Here is a 14,704-nt window from a genome sequence, read left to right on the forward strand (position 1 = left end):
ATTACTTCAGATCAAGTTTCTTCATTTTCTTGTACAGGGCTGTACGACTGCAACCGAGTTCCGCTGCTGTCTTGCTGACATTACCATGATTTTTATCAAGCAGATTTCGTATCCTTTCCTTTTCCTGAATGATACGAATATCCGGATTGTCATTACAATCTACATTTTCCAGTCCCAAATCACAGACATCCAATAATGCATTATCTGCAACAATTACTGCACGTTTGATTTTTGCGTTTAATTCCCGTACATTACCCGGCCAGTCATACTCCAACATACATGCTTTCGCTTCTTCGGTAAATCCCTCATTCTTGATACGTATTCTACCGGAATGTTCTTTTCTGAAGAACTCGGCAAGCGGGAGAATATCGTCTTTACATTCTTTAAGTGGTGGCTGCAAAATTTCCAATTCAGCAAGACGATAATACAAGTCCTCGCGAAAGCGACCTTCCTCTACCGCTTTTTTCATATCCTCATTGGTAGCAGAAATAATACGTACATCCGTACGTTTCACCTTATCACTTCCTACCGGGTTAAACTCTTTCTCCTGAAGAACACGCAGAAGAAGAATCTGCATGGAATACGGCATATTACCGATTTCATCCAGAAATAAAGTTCCTCCATTGGCTGTTTCAAAATGTCCCTTCCTATCCGCAACAGCTCCGGTAAATGCGCCTTTGACCGCACCAAAAAATTCAGAAGCCTGCAAATCGTTAGGTATACTTCCACAATTGACGGCAACGAATGGCTTGTCACGCCTGTCACTATAACGGTGAATCATCTGGGCTATCACCTCTTTACCGCTTCCACTAGGACCAAGTATCATAACAGAAAGATCCGAAGGAGCCACTCGACGGGCAAGTGAAGCGGCTTTTCTGGCAGCTTCGCTGGTACGTTCTACAAAAGAACGCTCTTTACGTACAATAACAGGCTGCTTAAGCATACTATGCACTAATTCTATCAATTGCTCTTGATGAACAGGCTTTTGCAAATAATCCTTAGCGCCGAGTTTGATCGCACGGACTGCATCCGTGATACAGGCATAATCTGTCATGACAATAAATGGAACTTCCATCTTAGAACGCATCATCCATTCCAGAAGGCTGATACCGTCACCTTCCGGCAGACGTACGTCTCCCAATACCATATTTACTTCATTTCTTTTTAGGATACAACGTGCGCCAGGTTCATCTATAGCCGTCAATACATCATAACCAGCCTTCTGCAGCCATTTTTCAATCAAGCCACAGAGTATCATATTGTCTTCAACTATCAGTATTTTCATATTTCTTCAGTTCATTCTCTGTTTCTTTAATTAATTTTTCAATCCACTCTATAATTTGAATGCCTTGCTCACAAATAGTTTCATCACTAGTATTCATATCGTGCAACCTTTCTTGAAAATCACGCAACATATACTCTTTCCCTAGTATCTCCCATACAGGCATCATTCGATGTATTGTTTTTCTCATGGATTCACGATTGGTTGTCTTTATGGCTGTTTTAAGTTCCTCAATTTCTTTTCTTGATTCCATGATAACAAGAGACATAATATGTTCATAATCATCTGTACTATCCAACAAGCTGGAAAAGTCAAAATCTCCAGTTTGAGAGATTTTTATTTGAGACATAATGGTTGATAAAAAAGTAAGTAATGCATGGATGTTGAACGGCTTATGAATGCAACCTGCAAATCCTTCTTTTTCATAGATTCCGGAATTTCCGTCACCACGGGCAGTCATGACTGCAACAGGAATGGTTCTTGAATTTCCTATGTCTGAATTTCTGAGTAGTTTTAATAGAGCGAACCCATCGGTATCCGGCATTTGTACATCAGTAAGTATCATATCATAATCTGATTGTCTAATAGCTGTTACTACATCCCGTACATTCATACAGGTCGTACAAGTTATACCATTACGCCCAAGCATGTCTTCTGCTATTTTTAGCAATATAGGATCATCATCCACAACAAGTACATTTTTCGGCAAAATGGTTATAGACTCACTATAAGAATTACATTTGTGCACAAACTCATCCGTTTCTGGTAAAAGAAATTCAAGTTTGAACACGCTCCCCTTACCAAGCTGACTTTCTACATTTATTGTTCCATCAAGGACTTTAACTAATCCTTTAGTCAGAAAAAGGCCTAAACCGAAACCTTCAGAATTAACATTCTGCGCAGCACGTTCAAAGGGAGAAAATATTTTTTTAAGCGTCTCTTCATCCATTCCGATACCTGTATCCCTTATTTCAATCAACAGTTTCCCTTCTAAATATTCAGTATGAAAACAGATATTTCCTTTGGATGTAAACTTGATGGCGTTTGTAAGCAGATTGTCTAGTACTTGTTCAAGTTTGTCCGCATCTCCATTTACAGTTACATTTGAACCATTATGTTCCGAATATAGAATCAGACCTTTTGAAACCGATTTACGGGAGAATTCATCTGAAATGCGCAGCAAAAAACGATTTAGATGAAAAGGTGCATCATTACGTAAGCTACCGACGTCATTAATTCGGTAAGCATCCATCAGGTCGTTAACTAAATGTAGGATGTGTTGGCAAGAATGACGGATGTCATCTAAATAGATTTCGCGCTTTTTCTTTTCTCGCGTTTCCGAAACCAAATCGGCACAGTTATGTATATTACCAAGTGGGCCTCGTACATCATGAGAAATAGTTAAAATAATTTGCTTGCGCATTTCAAGTAAATCTACATTCTCTTTAATAGCCTGTTTTAATTTTCGTTTAATCGTTTCTTCTTTATTAAAATCCGAACGTATAATAAAAAAGGAGAGCAATAATAAAATAATAGCTATGATTATAATTATAGAGAATAAGCGAAAAGCCGTTTTTTGAGCATTTATAATTTCTTTATTATATTCAATAAAATTCTTTTGAATATCATCATCTAAAACATATAAAAGTTCGCTCAATTGATTATTTATCAATTTATTTTTCATGATTAAACTATCTGATTCCATCTCTATCTGAATCAGATAATTTTTATGATCTATATTTGTTTTTTTCTTTAATTCTGAATATTCTATCACATAATATGGTTCTTGAACCGTTTCAGTTTTGCCAAAAAATCCAGCTAAACCTTTCTTCTTTCTCGTTACTGTTCGTGTTTTTAAACTCTTTTTAGGAATTTGTGATTCAAAAAATAAACTGTCTGACTTCTCTTTGGACTTAATTGTTCTCATGATATGCAAAAGAGAATATTCTTTTTGCTCTAACATATTACATAAAGAATCAACTTGCTCAATCTGGATAAAACCATTACAATGTATTTTTATATCTTGTAAAATACTATCTGTAAACAAACGATTCCTTTGATATTCTAAATAGTCTCTATAATTCCATGTAAATACAGACTCGCTTAAAGATGATAATTTATTGACATATAAAGGTAAAACAGATATTTTGCTATGAACTAGATTTATTTGATATTGCTTATTATTTATGTCCTCTAGCTTAATCTTCTGATATATAAAAATTAAAGACATACATGCTATAATAAAAAAAACAATGATGTACCCCAATATAACTCTTCCATATAATTTTGAATCATTGATTTTCATATTTATATCATGAATTTAATTGTCTGTATAGCAAATTAATAATATAAAGAATCATATCAATAAAATGATATGATTCTTTAATACATTACATCATAGGATGTGAATACTAACAACATCCGCATCCGCAAGAGTTGTCATTATTTTCTTCCTTATCTTCTTCCGTTTTAGATTTTTCTTCTTTCTTTTCCTCTTTTATTTCTTCAATCTGAGGTCCACAACAACAACATGATTTTGGCGCGAATAAAGAAGCCCAAAATCCTTTCTTTTCTTCTTTTTTATCCATAAGTTCTTTATAATAAAATGTTAAACAAATATCCTGATACAACAGCTGTCAGGAATATGACCAGCACAATCATGGCAACAAGTTTCTTCTTGAATATACTTGCCAGCATAGTCATTTCCGGTATGGCCATTCCTGCACCTCCGATAACGAGTGCGATAACTGCTCCTATGCTCATACCCTTACCCATTAATGCAACTCCGATAGGTATGGCAGTTTCAGCACGTATATAAAGAGGAATACCCAATACGGCAGCTACCGGTATGGCAAACGGATTGTCCGGACCTGCAATATTCATTACAAAATCCTGTGGCATATAACCGTATATACCAGCTCCGAGAGCAACACCGATCAATAGATAACCCATTATTGGACGAAGACTGTCCCAAGCACTAGCAAAGGCTATTTTCAACTTTCCTTTAAATGGAAGAGTTCTTTTGTCAACGGTATTGCCACTTCCTGAACAGCAGGAAGACGGTTTCAGACGTACATTTTTGACATACTTCTGCATTCCCATTTTCTCCATTACAAAACCAAAAATAACCGAACAGAGGAATGCTATGACAAAGTAGGCTACCATTGCCTTTATTCCAACCATTGCACCGAGCATTCCTATGATTATCGGGTTAAGTAATGGCGAAGCTATCAGGAATGACATGGTTGATCCGAAAGAAACACCAGCATTTAAGAATCCTACTGTCATAGGGATTGTAGAACAGGCACAGAAGGGGGTCAAAGCACCGAATCCGGCTGCTATTACATTACCGAACATCCCGGCACCGGACAGCCTTTTACGTATTTTCTCTTCCGGTACATACATGAGAATTATTTCAACCAATGCACTGATAAACATAAACAATGCAATCAGCTCTAAGGTTATCAGTACGAAATACTGAAGTGTTTCAATTAATGTATTCATAATGCAAATTTATTTTATACTAATCATTAGTTACCGCAACATCCCTCTTTAATGGCTGGTGCCTGTGACGGACAGCATGAAGACTGGCTGTTATCCTTTGACACTGAAGAACAGCAATTACCGTTACCCTGTGCAGAGCATCCGCCCGAAGCACATCCTCCGGCTGTGCACCCTTCGCCACAGCCGCCCGTATTCTCAACCGGACAACAACCGGATGTTTGCGAAGCGTTGCTTTCAGGTGTTCCCATAAATAAAGCCAGGACTGTGATTACAGTACCAATCCATAAAAAGACTTTGGGCATAATACTATTGCCTTTTTTCTGCTGGGCAGAAGAAGTTTCAGAACAGCAACAGCTCTTTTTCCTGAAATATGCCTGATAAAATCCGTATATCAGAGATATGATGGCAAAGGCTATAAACCATCCTCTGTATTCTGCAAAAAAGCTCAGCTGTGATGCACCTATTCCCACCGTTGCCAATATTCCAGCTATGATTGGCATACCACAGCAGCTTACTACTCCTAAAAAAACCAAAACAGATGCTACTACACCCGTTATGCCTGACCAAATTGTTTTTTTCTTGTCCATAGTTTTTATTATTGTTTATTGTATATATACGATATTAAAAGATATAATAAAGGCCTATTTGTAATGAATTGCCGCTTATATCAACGCCCCATCCGCTATCGCCTAATGTATTGGTCTCGCCGTTTGTACCCCTATACCCTAAGAATCCGAATCCGGCTGCAAGGCAGAACCGTTCCGTTAAGCCAAAGATTACACCAGGCTTAAACCCGGCTTGCCATGATGAAGACATCTGCTCTGAATCACTCTTGTCTAGTGAAATACCTGCTGTACTGTCCACAAATAACTTCAGTTTTCCAGATACATAATAGAAATATCGTGCGTATGGCATTAGTGATACAGAATTGGTTCTGATTTCTTCTTTTTTTAAATACGAATATCCTAAAGCTGTGCCTATATACCATTTGTCTGATAAAGTATATCCGATATCGGGCGCTACAGAGAATGATGTGATTCCATCCTGATGGTTATGCCAGGCTTTTACAGATCCTCCGACAGCATAATTCTGAGCTTGCAAAACTGTACAGGTTGATAATACAAGACTTGACAATAGTAAGAACTTCTTTTTCATTGTTTATTGTATATATACGATGTATAAAGGTAAATTTTTTATTTGAACAATTCCTTGAAATAAATTTTGGCTAATTCATAGTTCTGTCTGTTTATGCAGTATTTCACTTTGGGTGGTGTTATCTCTCCATCAATAAGTCCGGAATCTTTCAGCTCCTTCAGATGTTGTGATACGGTCGCCTGAGCTATCGGCAGTTCATTTACAAGATCACCACAATAGCAGGCCTCCTGCTTTGACAGAAGACGTATAATAGCAACTCTTGCCGGATGGCTCAAAGCCTTGGCAAAACGGGCTATTACAATGTCCTTTTCCTCAAAATGTTCTGCTTTACTGTATGCCATAGTTCATGCGTTTTAAAAATCAATCGCAAATATACGATAAATATTCGTTTCTACAAAAATATCAGTCAATTCTTTTATTTATATTTTCAAATTAAAAATCTGCATGTATTGTTGTATATGATTAACGAATGCATTACATTTGCGCAACGTATGCGAATATGCGCATATATACATATATGATATAAATATGGATGAACAATATACCAATACATTTAAGGCTTTGTCCGATACAACAAGGTTAAAGATAGTCTGGCTTCTGAGTAACATTGACTCTAAAGTCTGTGTAAGTGAAATTATGGAAGTCTTGTGTGAACAGCAGTATAATGTGTCAAGACACCTGAATATCCTGAAAAAGGCTAATATTATATCCGAAAAAAAGGAAGGCCGCTGGGTTTATTATTATCTTAATATCAAGGATGATTCCTTTTATGCTTTCATAATAGATGCTATCAAGAGTATTCCTGAAAAAGAAATGGAAGCGGAAAAAGAAAAATGCAAGGCATTGCTTAATCTTCGTAATGAAAATAAAACAATATAATCATGAGTTCAATTAAAAGATTTATCAGTCAGATATTTATGTCATGCCCCTATACGATGGCAGGCAAGAAGTGCGTCAATGCCGTTACCGGTAAAAAAGAAGAAAGAAAAGTTTCGTCATGCAAGGCTGAAGAGTATAAGGCTGGCATCAAACTTGGCAGGAATATTGCTCTTATTGGTTTTTTCTGTCCTATCTTCTGGGGTTCTGTCATCATGGGTGCTCCCGCTTCTGTTATTCTTTTCAATCTTACTCATTCAGGTATCATAATTGCCCTTGGTGCTCTGATAGCACTCCTGAATTATGTAAAATACAGAAGGGCTTAGTAGGTGGTTCTCAGATATTGTTCATAAAAACTCAGAACTAAAAGTTTAAGGGTTGAATACAGATTGACGCTGCATTCTCCTTTACATGCTTCTGTTACAGTACATGATTTTACCTGTAAAATAACACTGTAACCGTCTAAACGGTCCAAATCACCTGTTCTATTCCGATAGAAGGATATGTACAGAACATAGTCCCAACATTTCTGCTCCGCTTCCGTCAGATCCATGTCACTTTCAGTATATACTTCGAAATTGTTTCCAAGATTCCGAAGTATGTCCGCAGCTATATCTGCCATATCTTCCCTGTCTGAAATAATAAAAATCTTCATATCATCGTGTGTTTATATTATTAAAGTGACATCCGACAGTCAGCATATATGCCAACGGCCGGATGTCTCTTGTTTTTCCGGTTGTAACGTCTTAGCCACCACAACCACAACTGCATTTGATGTGTTCCTTATATTCACCCGAATAGATAATTGCACCTTCCGGGCATAAGTTCCCGCAGCCGTGACAGCCGTCAATACACCCTTCACGGTACACGACTACCGGACGGCCGTTTTCAACATCATAAACACTATGCTTGCATTTATTGTAGCAGGCAAGACAACCGATACATTTGTCCTCGTCAATAAGAGGAAACCATTCTTTACTCATATATAACCCAATTTTTATTTATCCGATTAAAACCCTGTCTTGTCCCGAAAATATTTCCGGAATCAGAACAGGGTCAGAACACACAAGTATTACCGTTATTTAAAAGAATCAGTTACAGGTCGGTCCGCATCCTCCCGGAGCACATCCTGTCTGGACAATTTTCTGTGCAGCTTCCACAAGCTCGACCACATCAGGTACATTCTCAAATCTGCCAGACATGATGCCCTGTGCGTTGATTGCCACGATGTAGCTGTCTTTCAGCTTTCCCTTAATATTAAGCATGGTGATGAGTTTGCTTTCAGCTGAATCCTCTGTGTCGATTCTGATAACTTCCACCTTGCCAGACATGCTGTCTTTTGCTGACTTACATATATTTTCAGCCTTAGCATCACTTTCAAACTTGCTGTTTGACACAAGGGCTATGACGGGAGTTCCTTTACTGAGTGCATAACTTATATCACTGAACTTCGGGGTTGGTATGGCTTCTTCAAGGCTTTCCCTGCTTACCTGGTTTTCAAGCATCCCGCCCATCAGCAGTCCTCTGTCTGACATGACAAGTACCAGCGGCGTGGGAGCACCGTTCAGACGGTATTCTTTCACAAGTTCTGCATTTGCCTTCTCATCCATATTCATGGTAACAGCCGTCACGTTACTCTTTTCTGTGATGACAGAGCCTACGATGCTGTCAAGCCTTGACGCATTCGTGGCACTGTCTGTCACAATCATAAAAACAGTTTTTCTTTCGTCTTTTGCCTTTTCAAGCTGATCCTTTACACTTGATGTTACAGTCTTTTCATTAGCTCCGTTGCCGCTTGCCGTACAAGATGTGGCAGCCAATAGCATTGTAACGGCAACCAGCATTAAATTCCTTTTCATGTTGCTGTAGATTGTTTATAGGTTTTTATTGTTTAAAATATTTCCTGGTGTTGTTGGCTATCTTAACAAGCGAGAGCATGACAGGCACTTCTACCAACACACCGACTACTGTCGCAAGTGCCGCTCCGGACTGAAGACCGAAAAGCGAAATTGCAACCGCCACGGCAAGTTCAAAGAAATTGCTCGCGCCAATCATTCCTGCCGGGGCAGCTACATTATGAGGCAATCCTGAAGCCTTTGACCATCCGTATGCAAGGAAGAATATGAAGAATGTCTGTATGATCAAAGGTACGGCAATCAACAGAATATGCAACGGATTGGCAAGGATGGTCTCTCCCTGAAATGAAAACAGGATAACCAGTGTCAGAAGCAGCCCTATGATAGTCGCATTGTCGAACTTCTTCACGAATACATTGTTGAAATAGTCTTCTCCCTTTTTCGATATTACAGTGCGGCGTGTGATTACACCACCTGTAAGAGGGATGACTACAAACAGAACCACAGAAAGCGTAAGCGTGTCCCAGGGTATGGTTATTCCGCCAACACCGAGAAGAAATGCCACTATCGGAGCAAAAGCCACCAGAATAAGCAAGTCATTCACCGCTACCTGTACCAGCGTATAAGCAGCATCGCCTTTGGTAAGGTAACTCCATACAAACACCATCGCCGTACAGGGTGCGGCACCCAACAGAACTGCTCCGGCCAGATATTCTCCTGCAAGTGCTTCTGGTATCCATTGTTTGAATATCACATAAAAGAATATCCACGCTATACCGAACATTGTAAAAGGCTTAATCAGCCAGTTGACCACACAGGTTATGAATACGCCTTTCGGCTTTCTGCCCACATTCTTGATACTCTGAAAATCCACCTTCATCATCATGGGATAAATCATCAGCCATATAAGAATTGCTACCGGTATGGATACATTCGCATATTCAAACTTACCGAGTGTTTCGGGTATGGCAGGAAACCATTGCCCTATGACTATTCCCACAACAATGCAGATAGCCACCCACACTGTCAGATATCGCTCAAAAAAACCTATTCCTTTTTTTTCTTTCTCCATATTCCTATTTCTTAGCAGTTACCGCCGCAAGAGCATTTCGGCAATTCTTCCTTTCTGATTTCTGTAATGTAGAAACGGGCAAAAGCATTTCTGATTTCGTCACGAACACGGCGGAACTCCGAATCGATGAATTCCGGTGTACCTGTAGCATGTGACGGATCATCAAAGCCGATGTGCATACGTTTGCCGACCTTTCCTATAAAGGCAGGACAGCTTTCATTGGCACCACCGCAAACGGTTATTACATAATCCCATTCCTGATCGAGGTAAGTGTTTACGTGTGTAGGTACATGAGAACTGATGTCTATTCCTGCTTCCTTCATCACTTCCACCGCCTTGGCATTTACCTGGGCTGCCGGTTCGGTTCCACCTGAATATACTTCTAAATTTTTGTCGAATGACTGTAAGAAGCCGTGAGCCATCTGACTTCGGCAGCTGTTTCCTGTACAAAGAATCAATACTTTCATTTATTCTGTTTTTTTATTGGTTTGACTTAATATTTTACTTGAATACCTTTTTCAATTCGTCAGCAGGTATATATCCGACATGCCGGTATATTTCCTTTCCCTGACTGTTGAGAATGACCTGTGTCGGTATGGTGTGTATCTCAAAATGTTCGGCCCAGTCTTTGTTCCATTTCTTTGAAAGGTTGATGAAACGTACATTTACCTTTCCTTCGAAATCTTTCCGAATGGTTTCCATTTCCTTTTCCATCTTCTTGCAGGGCGCACATCCGACGGCTCCGAACTCCAGGAATGTATAACCGTATTCCGTTCCGTCAGGCAGAGGATAAGTGAAATAAAGCCGTATGCTGTCTGCTATGTTGGCCACAGAATCATTCTTTATTTCCTGACCTGCCCTTGTCATGTCCGTTTCACAGACCTCCTCCCGGTTTTTCCCATTTCCTGGCTTGCATCCTGTAACAAGCAGCAGCATTGCTGCGGACATCAACAAATATTTCATAAGCGTTTCCATTTTATCATATCTTACATTCCACACTCAGGAGAAGATAATTCTCGCGTCTTCCGTTCCTGGCTTTCCAGCTCTGATAGTTCGGTGAGATTCTTACCTGTCTGATGGGAGAATATTCAAAACCACCGATAATCGTGTGTCCTTCAATGACATTACCTATCTTTGCACCTGCTGCATCCAGAAGGTCAAAACGTCCGAACAGATGCATTTTGCGTGCTATATTTACGGTCGTGTAAACTGAATAACCGTTCACGTCTGTTCCGGATGAGAACTTATAGTTGAATGCCCGGTTATATTCAGCTCCAAGTGAAAACCTACTGTTGCTGTATCCGGCAAAAGCCGCTACCGAATACTGGTCTTTCTGAACGCCTGCATCCGTTTTCAGATACTCCGGTGTGTTGTATATGTCACCGTATATCCTGAACATGAATCCTTTTGCCGGTTCCAATGTGATGCCGGCACCGTACTTGTACTTGTTGTCCATGTTCTTGAACTTTCGTCCTTCACCATTTGTCAATGCCAGATCTGCCGATATAAGCGGCGAGAACTCATAGCCTGCCACAATACCTATATCTTCACAGAAGACTATACCGTATTCTTCCTGAAAGGACTTGAATATGTATCTGTGGCCCCAGAAGTTCTCCTGCTCTGAAAACTGCTTCAGGTTTACCAGTCCGGCAGACACGAAAAATCCGTTTCCTTTCCAGTCTATCTGTGCGTTCTTCAGATATCCGTTGAACTTTGTATTCCCGTTTTCATCAGCCACCGTTTCCACATTCATGAGAATCTTTGCGGAAAAACCTTTGGCAAAGAACCCTTCATAACCGACAAACGCACGGTCAAGGTTGAATCCGCTGTTTTCATTCTTGTGTCCCAGCCCGGCCTTGTAATTGGAGAAAAGCGTAAGCACTGGTTTCCCTGAAAATGCCTTTTCACTTTCCTGTGCCACTGCGGGCTGGAGAGAAATGGCAGCCAGCATAACCGCAGGCCACCATTTCTTTAATTGATATCCAATCATCATCAGTCCTTTACAGTATATAATTAAACAGATAGCCGGACAAAATGATGAAAAATGCAACCGTTCCGAAGAATATGCCAATCAGTCTCCATGTCATTACTTTCTTCAGCAAGGTTGCTTCCGGCAATGAAAGGCCGACTACAGCCATCATGAAGGCTATCGCGGTTCCCATAGGAATACCTTTTGCCACAAATACCTCAATTATCGGCACGATACCTGCTGCATTGGCATACATCGGTACGGCAAGTATAACAGATAGAGGTACCGCATACCAGTTGTCCTTAGACATATATTGTTCAAAGAATCCTTCAGGTACAAATCCGTGCATGAAAGCACCGATACCGATACCAATCAGAATGTATATAAGCACACCGCTGACAATCTTCCATGCATCACGTACAATGGTCGGAAGTCGTTTGATAAAAGTGGTATGATCTTTTTCCCATTCACCGGCCTGGGCAGACGAATTGGCCTGTATCTGCTTTACCCAGTCACTCAGATAAGGAGCCAGACGCATACGTCCGAGTACAAAACCTCCTATCACTCCCAACAGAATACCGCTGATTACGTAGATAAGTGTCACTTTCAGACCGAAAGAACCGAGGAACATGGCCACAGCTACCTCATTCACCAAAGGCGATGTAATAAGGAAAGCGAAGGTGACACCCAAAGGAATGCCGCCTTTGACAAATCCGATGAACAAAGGTATGGATGAACATGAGCAGAACGGAGTGATAGCTCCGAAAAGTGATGCCAATAAGTACTGCAAACCGTACATCTTGTGTGTAACCAGATAGTTTCTCAGACGCTCTATCGGGAAATAGGCATTGATAATTCCCATCAATACACTGATGAAGAACAAAAGGATTAAAATCTTTATGGTATCATAAAAGAAGAAGTTTACGGCAACTCCTATCGGAGTGTCGGCACTCAGTCCGAAAAGGCCGTAAACAAGCCAGTCTGCAAATTCCTGAATCATAATGTATATTTTTTATTCGTCTAAATACGAACATTGTTCCTGTTAAAAAAGCGGCAGATGCCATAACGGTTGTATCTGCCGCTTATGGTTAAATAATTCTCCCTATCAGATACCAAGAAGTTTCTTTACATCACTTTCTGTCGGCACCTGTCCTTTCATCTTCACTACTTCGTCAATGACAACGGCAGGCGTAGTCATGATGTTGTAGTTCATCATTTCCATGATGTCGTCCACCTTGGTCAGTTTTGCATCGATGTTATTTTCTTTCAAAACCTTCTCAATTACATTATAGGTTGATTTACATTTGGCACAACCCGGACCTAATACTTTAATTTCCATATTCGTAAATATTTTATTTGTTATCAAATCTGTTTTACAGATACATTATCCAGCAATAATAGATGCCGATGATGATGAATACCACACCTACAATAAGGTTCATCCATTTCTGCACCTTCTGCATCTTGCCGTAGAAACTTCCCATCTGCTGTACACTGAAAGCAAGAATCCATGCAACGGCAAGTACAGGCAAAGCTGTGGCAATAGCGAATACCACCGGCAGCAGATAACCGGCTGTAGCCGTTGCAGACATCGGTATAAGCATACCGAAATAGAAAACTCCGCTTGTCGGACAGAAAGCCAGGGCAAAGAGTATTCCAATCATCAGGGCACCCCATCCGCCTTTTCTGGCGAGACCTTCCGCATTTCCGTTAAACCCGAATTTCGGAAGATTAAGTTTGTCACCAAAGAGCATGAACAGGCCTATTACAAGCAGAAGCGGACCAAGAACGAGTTCACCCCATGTCCCGATAGTCTTCTGAATACCGAACATGCTGGAACCTTCTTTCAGAATCATAATCAGTACCACTCCGAGCAGGGTGTATGAAAGGACACGTCCCAACGTATAAAGCAGACCGTTCCGGAAAATGCGTTTCCTGTTTTCAATGTCTTTTCCGATAAATCCGATGGCCGCTATATTTGTTGCAAGCGGACAAGGTGATAGTGCGGTCAGCAGTCCGAGTAAGAATGCCGTAAGAACGGGAGTAGAGCTGTTATCCAGCAATGTCTGTAACCAATCCATAGCCCTATATATTATTTCAACATTTCATTTACAGATTTCACTACACCTGCCTTGAATACATCCGGTGACTTACGGGCGTTTCCGAAAGCAAATTCTGTCATATTCTCGTATGTCTCCTGTCCGTTCTTATACTTAACGATAAACAGTGATGACCAGGTAACCTCATACTTTTCAGCTATCTTCTCATTTTCTTTCTTGCTGATGTCTATTACCTTAAAAACAACCTCACCTTTTTTAATCTGCTCGGCAAAACTTTCTTCCATCGCAGCTTTTGTGTTGCTTTCGATAGCCATACAGGTTGCGCAACGCTGCTTTCCATGAAAATACAATACTTCTACATGGTCTTTTACTGTCACTTCTTTTTGAGTCTGTGCTTCAGTTCCGTTCTTTGCGTTCATGTTGCAAGAGATAAAGGCGAAACATACAGCAATTAAGAATAAAATCTTTTTCATGTCTTTCTATTTTTATTGTTAGTTATTCGCAAAACGACGAACTTTCTTGTCAAAAAAAAGAGCTTACTTGCAGCAGCCCTCTTTCTTACATATAGGTTGGCCAAGAAAATCTGCAAACATCTTTTTTGCTGTTTCCCAGTTTTCCTTGTTGATACAGTATTTTACTTTCGGTGTTTCTATCTCCCCTTGGATAAGTCCGGCTTCTTTCAACTCCTTCAGATGCTGAGATACCGTAGCCTTTGCAATGGGAAGTTCCTCATGAATATCACCGAAAAAGCAACATTCCTGAGATGCCAGGAACTGGAGTATGGCTATACGTGCCGGATGTCCCATCGCTTTTGCAAAACGGGCTAACTTCTCCTGCTCCTCTGTATACTTCTTTTTTATCATTTCTATCCCTCTTTCTGTTTGTTGTTCGCAAAAGTACGAATATGTTTCAATAAATCAAATGAATTAT

Annotated in this window: 21 protein-coding genes; 2 read left to right on the top strand and 19 right to left on the bottom strand. The window is 40.1% G+C overall.

What is annotated here, in order from left to right; all coding sequences use genetic code 11:
- Position 1: 1 nt before the first annotated feature.
- The 7 genes from BUB52_RS06655 to BUB52_RS06685 all read right to left on the bottom strand — a co-directional run bounded on the left by BUB52_RS06655 (position 2) and on the right by BUB52_RS06685 (position 6,282).
- Positions 2–1,285 (bottom strand): sigma-54-dependent transcriptional regulator, encoded by a 1,284-nt coding sequence (locus BUB52_RS06655; protein WP_009121376.1) that lies wholly within the window; start codon positions 1,283–1,285, stop codon positions 2–4.
- On the bottom strand, positions 1,266–3,587 hold the full coding sequence (locus BUB52_RS06660; protein ID WP_009121375.1) for a hybrid sensor histidine kinase/response regulator: 2,322 nt from the start codon (positions 3,585–3,587) through the stop codon (positions 1,266–1,268). Before BUB52_RS06660 ends, BUB52_RS06655 begins: the two co-directional genes overlap by 20 nt.
- Positions 3,588–3,693: 106 nt before the next feature.
- Positions 3,694–3,870, bottom strand: coding sequence for a hypothetical protein (locus BUB52_RS15735; RefSeq protein ID WP_009121374.1), 177 nt, complete (start codon positions 3,868–3,870; stop codon positions 3,694–3,696).
- Between the two features lie 7 nt (positions 3,871–3,877).
- Positions 3,878–4,786: a permease gene (locus BUB52_RS06665; RefSeq protein ID WP_009121373.1), complete on the bottom strand. Its 909-nt coding sequence runs from the start codon at positions 4,784–4,786 to the stop codon at positions 3,878–3,880.
- A gap of 26 nt (positions 4,787–4,812) precedes the next feature.
- A complete protein-coding gene (locus tag BUB52_RS15740) occupies positions 4,813–5,373 on the bottom strand; it encodes a MerC domain-containing protein (protein WP_157183390.1) in 561 nt (186 codons plus the stop codon).
- A 34-nt stretch (positions 5,374–5,407) separates the two neighbouring features.
- Positions 5,408–5,941, bottom strand: a complete 534-nt coding sequence (locus BUB52_RS06680; protein WP_009121370.1) for a hypothetical protein — start codon at positions 5,939–5,941, stop codon at positions 5,408–5,410.
- Between the two features lie 38 nt (positions 5,942–5,979).
- The gene (locus tag BUB52_RS06685; RefSeq protein ID WP_009121369.1) at positions 5,980–6,282 is read right to left on the bottom strand and encodes an ArsR/SmtB family transcription factor; all 303 of its coding nucleotides are present in this window, start codon (positions 6,280–6,282) and stop codon (positions 5,980–5,982) included.
- Between the two features lie 187 nt (positions 6,283–6,469).
- Between BUB52_RS06685 and BUB52_RS06690 the strand changes: the two genes are divergently transcribed.
- Both BUB52_RS06690 and BUB52_RS06695 read left to right on the top strand, forming a co-directional pair.
- Complete coding sequence (locus BUB52_RS06690; protein WP_009121368.1) at positions 6,470–6,820, top strand: ArsR/SmtB family transcription factor; 351 nt, start codon at positions 6,470–6,472, stop codon at positions 6,818–6,820.
- A gap of 2 nt (positions 6,821–6,822) precedes the next feature.
- Entirely contained in the window at positions 6,823–7,143 is a 321-nt protein-coding gene (locus BUB52_RS06695; RefSeq protein WP_050792276.1) for a hypothetical protein, read from the top strand.
- Here the strand turns inward: BUB52_RS06695 and BUB52_RS06700 are convergent.
- From BUB52_RS06700 to BUB52_RS06755, 12 genes are all read right to left on the bottom strand, one after another.
- Complete coding sequence (locus BUB52_RS06700) at positions 7,140–7,472, bottom strand: hypothetical protein (protein ID WP_009121366.1); 333 nt, start codon at positions 7,470–7,472, stop codon at positions 7,140–7,142. The genes BUB52_RS06695 and BUB52_RS06700 overlap by 4 nt on opposite strands.
- Before the next feature lie 91 nt (positions 7,473–7,563).
- Complete coding sequence (locus BUB52_RS06705) at positions 7,564–7,800, bottom strand: ATP-binding protein (RefSeq protein ID WP_009121365.1); 237 nt, start codon at positions 7,798–7,800, stop codon at positions 7,564–7,566.
- Positions 7,801–7,908: 108 nt separating this feature from the next.
- A complete protein-coding gene (locus BUB52_RS06710; protein ID WP_009121364.1) occupies positions 7,909–8,676 on the bottom strand; it encodes a hypothetical protein in 768 nt (255 codons plus the stop codon).
- A 25-nt stretch (positions 8,677–8,701) separates the two neighbouring features.
- Entirely contained in the window at positions 8,702–9,745 is a 1,044-nt protein-coding gene (arsB, locus tag BUB52_RS06715; RefSeq protein WP_009121363.1) for an ACR3 family arsenite efflux transporter, read from the bottom strand.
- A gap of 11 nt (positions 9,746–9,756) precedes the next feature.
- Positions 9,757–10,212, bottom strand: a complete 456-nt coding sequence (locus BUB52_RS06720) for an arsenate reductase ArsC (protein ID WP_039950482.1) — start codon at positions 10,210–10,212, stop codon at positions 9,757–9,759.
- Between the two features lie 34 nt (positions 10,213–10,246).
- On the bottom strand, positions 10,247–10,708 hold the full coding sequence (locus BUB52_RS06725; protein WP_073212627.1) for a TlpA family protein disulfide reductase: 462 nt from the start codon (positions 10,706–10,708) through the stop codon (positions 10,247–10,249).
- Between the two features lie 16 nt (positions 10,709–10,724).
- Positions 10,725–11,738: a hypothetical protein gene (locus BUB52_RS06730; RefSeq protein WP_009121360.1), complete on the bottom strand. Its 1,014-nt coding sequence runs from the start codon at positions 11,736–11,738 to the stop codon at positions 10,725–10,727.
- Positions 11,739–11,745: 7 nt separating this feature from the next.
- Complete coding sequence (locus BUB52_RS06735; protein WP_009121359.1) at positions 11,746–12,714, bottom strand: permease; 969 nt, start codon at positions 12,712–12,714, stop codon at positions 11,746–11,748.
- A gap of 105 nt (positions 12,715–12,819) precedes the next feature.
- Positions 12,820–13,053, bottom strand: coding sequence for a thioredoxin family protein (locus BUB52_RS06740; protein ID WP_004326347.1), 234 nt, complete (start codon positions 13,051–13,053; stop codon positions 12,820–12,822).
- Positions 13,054–13,087: 34 nt separating this feature from the next.
- Positions 13,088–13,795 (bottom strand): aromatic aminobenezylarsenical efflux permease ArsG family transporter, encoded by a 708-nt coding sequence (locus BUB52_RS06745; RefSeq protein ID WP_004326348.1) that lies wholly within the window; start codon positions 13,793–13,795, stop codon positions 13,088–13,090.
- 11 nt (positions 13,796–13,806) lie between these two features.
- The gene (locus tag BUB52_RS06750) at positions 13,807–14,247 is read right to left on the bottom strand and encodes a nitrophenyl compound nitroreductase subunit ArsF family protein (protein ID WP_005776839.1); all 441 of its coding nucleotides are present in this window, start codon (positions 14,245–14,247) and stop codon (positions 13,807–13,809) included.
- Positions 14,248–14,310: 63 nt separating this feature from the next.
- A complete protein-coding gene (locus BUB52_RS06755; RefSeq protein WP_009121358.1) occupies positions 14,311–14,637 on the bottom strand; it encodes an ArsR/SmtB family transcription factor in 327 nt (108 codons plus the stop codon).
- Positions 14,638–14,704 lie beyond the last annotated feature (67 nt).

This window comes from Bacteroides clarus YIT 12056 (assembly GCF_900129655.1).
GTDB classification, from domain to species: domain Bacteria; phylum Bacteroidota; class Bacteroidia; order Bacteroidales; family Bacteroidaceae; genus Bacteroides; species Bacteroides clarus.

Coding starts and splice junctions, on each gene's coding strand:
- BUB52_RS06655 (WP_009121376.1), bottom strand. CDS start 1,285: ATGAAAATACTGATAGTTGAAGACAATATGATACTCTGTGGCTTGATT.
- BUB52_RS06660 (WP_009121375.1), bottom strand. CDS start 3,587: ATGAAAATCAATGATTCAAAATTATATGGAAGAGTTATATTGGGGTAC.
- BUB52_RS15735 (WP_009121374.1), bottom strand. CDS start 3,870: ATGGATAAAAAAGAAGAAAAGAAAGGATTTTGGGCTTCTTTATTCGCG.
- BUB52_RS06665 (WP_009121373.1), bottom strand. CDS start 4,786: ATGAATACATTAATTGAAACACTTCAGTATTTCGTACTGATAACCTTA.
- BUB52_RS15740 (WP_157183390.1), bottom strand. CDS start 5,373: ATGGACAAGAAAAAAACAATTTGGTCAGGCATAACGGGTGTAGTAGCA.
- BUB52_RS06680 (WP_009121370.1), bottom strand. CDS start 5,941: ATGAAAAAGAAGTTCTTACTATTGTCAAGTCTTGTATTATCAACCTGT.
- BUB52_RS06685 (WP_009121369.1), bottom strand. CDS start 6,282: ATGGCATACAGTAAAGCAGAACATTTTGAGGAAAAGGACATTGTAATA.
- BUB52_RS06690 (WP_009121368.1), top strand. CDS start 6,470: ATGGATGAACAATATACCAATACATTTAAGGCTTTGTCCGATACAACA.
- BUB52_RS06695 (WP_050792276.1), top strand. CDS start 6,823: ATGAGTTCAATTAAAAGATTTATCAGTCAGATATTTATGTCATGCCCC.
- BUB52_RS06700 (WP_009121366.1), bottom strand. CDS start 7,472: ATGAAGATTTTTATTATTTCAGACAGGGAAGATATGGCAGATATAGCT.
- BUB52_RS06705 (WP_009121365.1), bottom strand. CDS start 7,800: ATGAGTAAAGAATGGTTTCCTCTTATTGACGAGGACAAATGTATCGGT.
- BUB52_RS06710 (WP_009121364.1), bottom strand. CDS start 8,676: ATGAAAAGGAATTTAATGCTGGTTGCCGTTACAATGCTATTGGCTGCC.
- arsB (WP_009121363.1), bottom strand. CDS start 9,745: ATGGAGAAAGAAAAAAAAGGAATAGGTTTTTTTGAGCGATATCTGACA.
- BUB52_RS06720 (WP_039950482.1), bottom strand. CDS start 10,212: ATGAAAGTATTGATTCTTTGTACAGGAAACAGCTGCCGAAGTCAGATG.
- BUB52_RS06725 (WP_073212627.1), bottom strand. CDS start 10,708: ATGAAATATTTGTTGATGTCCGCAGCAATGCTGCTGCTTGTTACAGGA.
- BUB52_RS06730 (WP_009121360.1), bottom strand. CDS start 11,738: ATGATGATTGGATATCAATTAAAGAAATGGTGGCCTGCGGTTATGCTG.
- BUB52_RS06735 (WP_009121359.1), bottom strand. CDS start 12,714: ATGATTCAGGAATTTGCAGACTGGCTTGTTTACGGCCTTTTCGGACTG.
- BUB52_RS06740 (WP_004326347.1), bottom strand. CDS start 13,053: ATGGAAATTAAAGTATTAGGTCCGGGTTGTGCCAAATGTAAATCAACC.
- BUB52_RS06745 (WP_004326348.1), bottom strand. CDS start 13,795: ATGGATTGGTTACAGACATTGCTGGATAACAGCTCTACTCCCGTTCTT.
- BUB52_RS06750 (WP_005776839.1), bottom strand. CDS start 14,247: ATGAAAAAGATTTTATTCTTAATTGCTGTATGTTTCGCCTTTATCTCT.
- BUB52_RS06755 (WP_009121358.1), bottom strand. CDS start 14,637: ATGATAAAAAAGAAGTATACAGAGGAGCAGGAGAAGTTAGCCCGTTTT.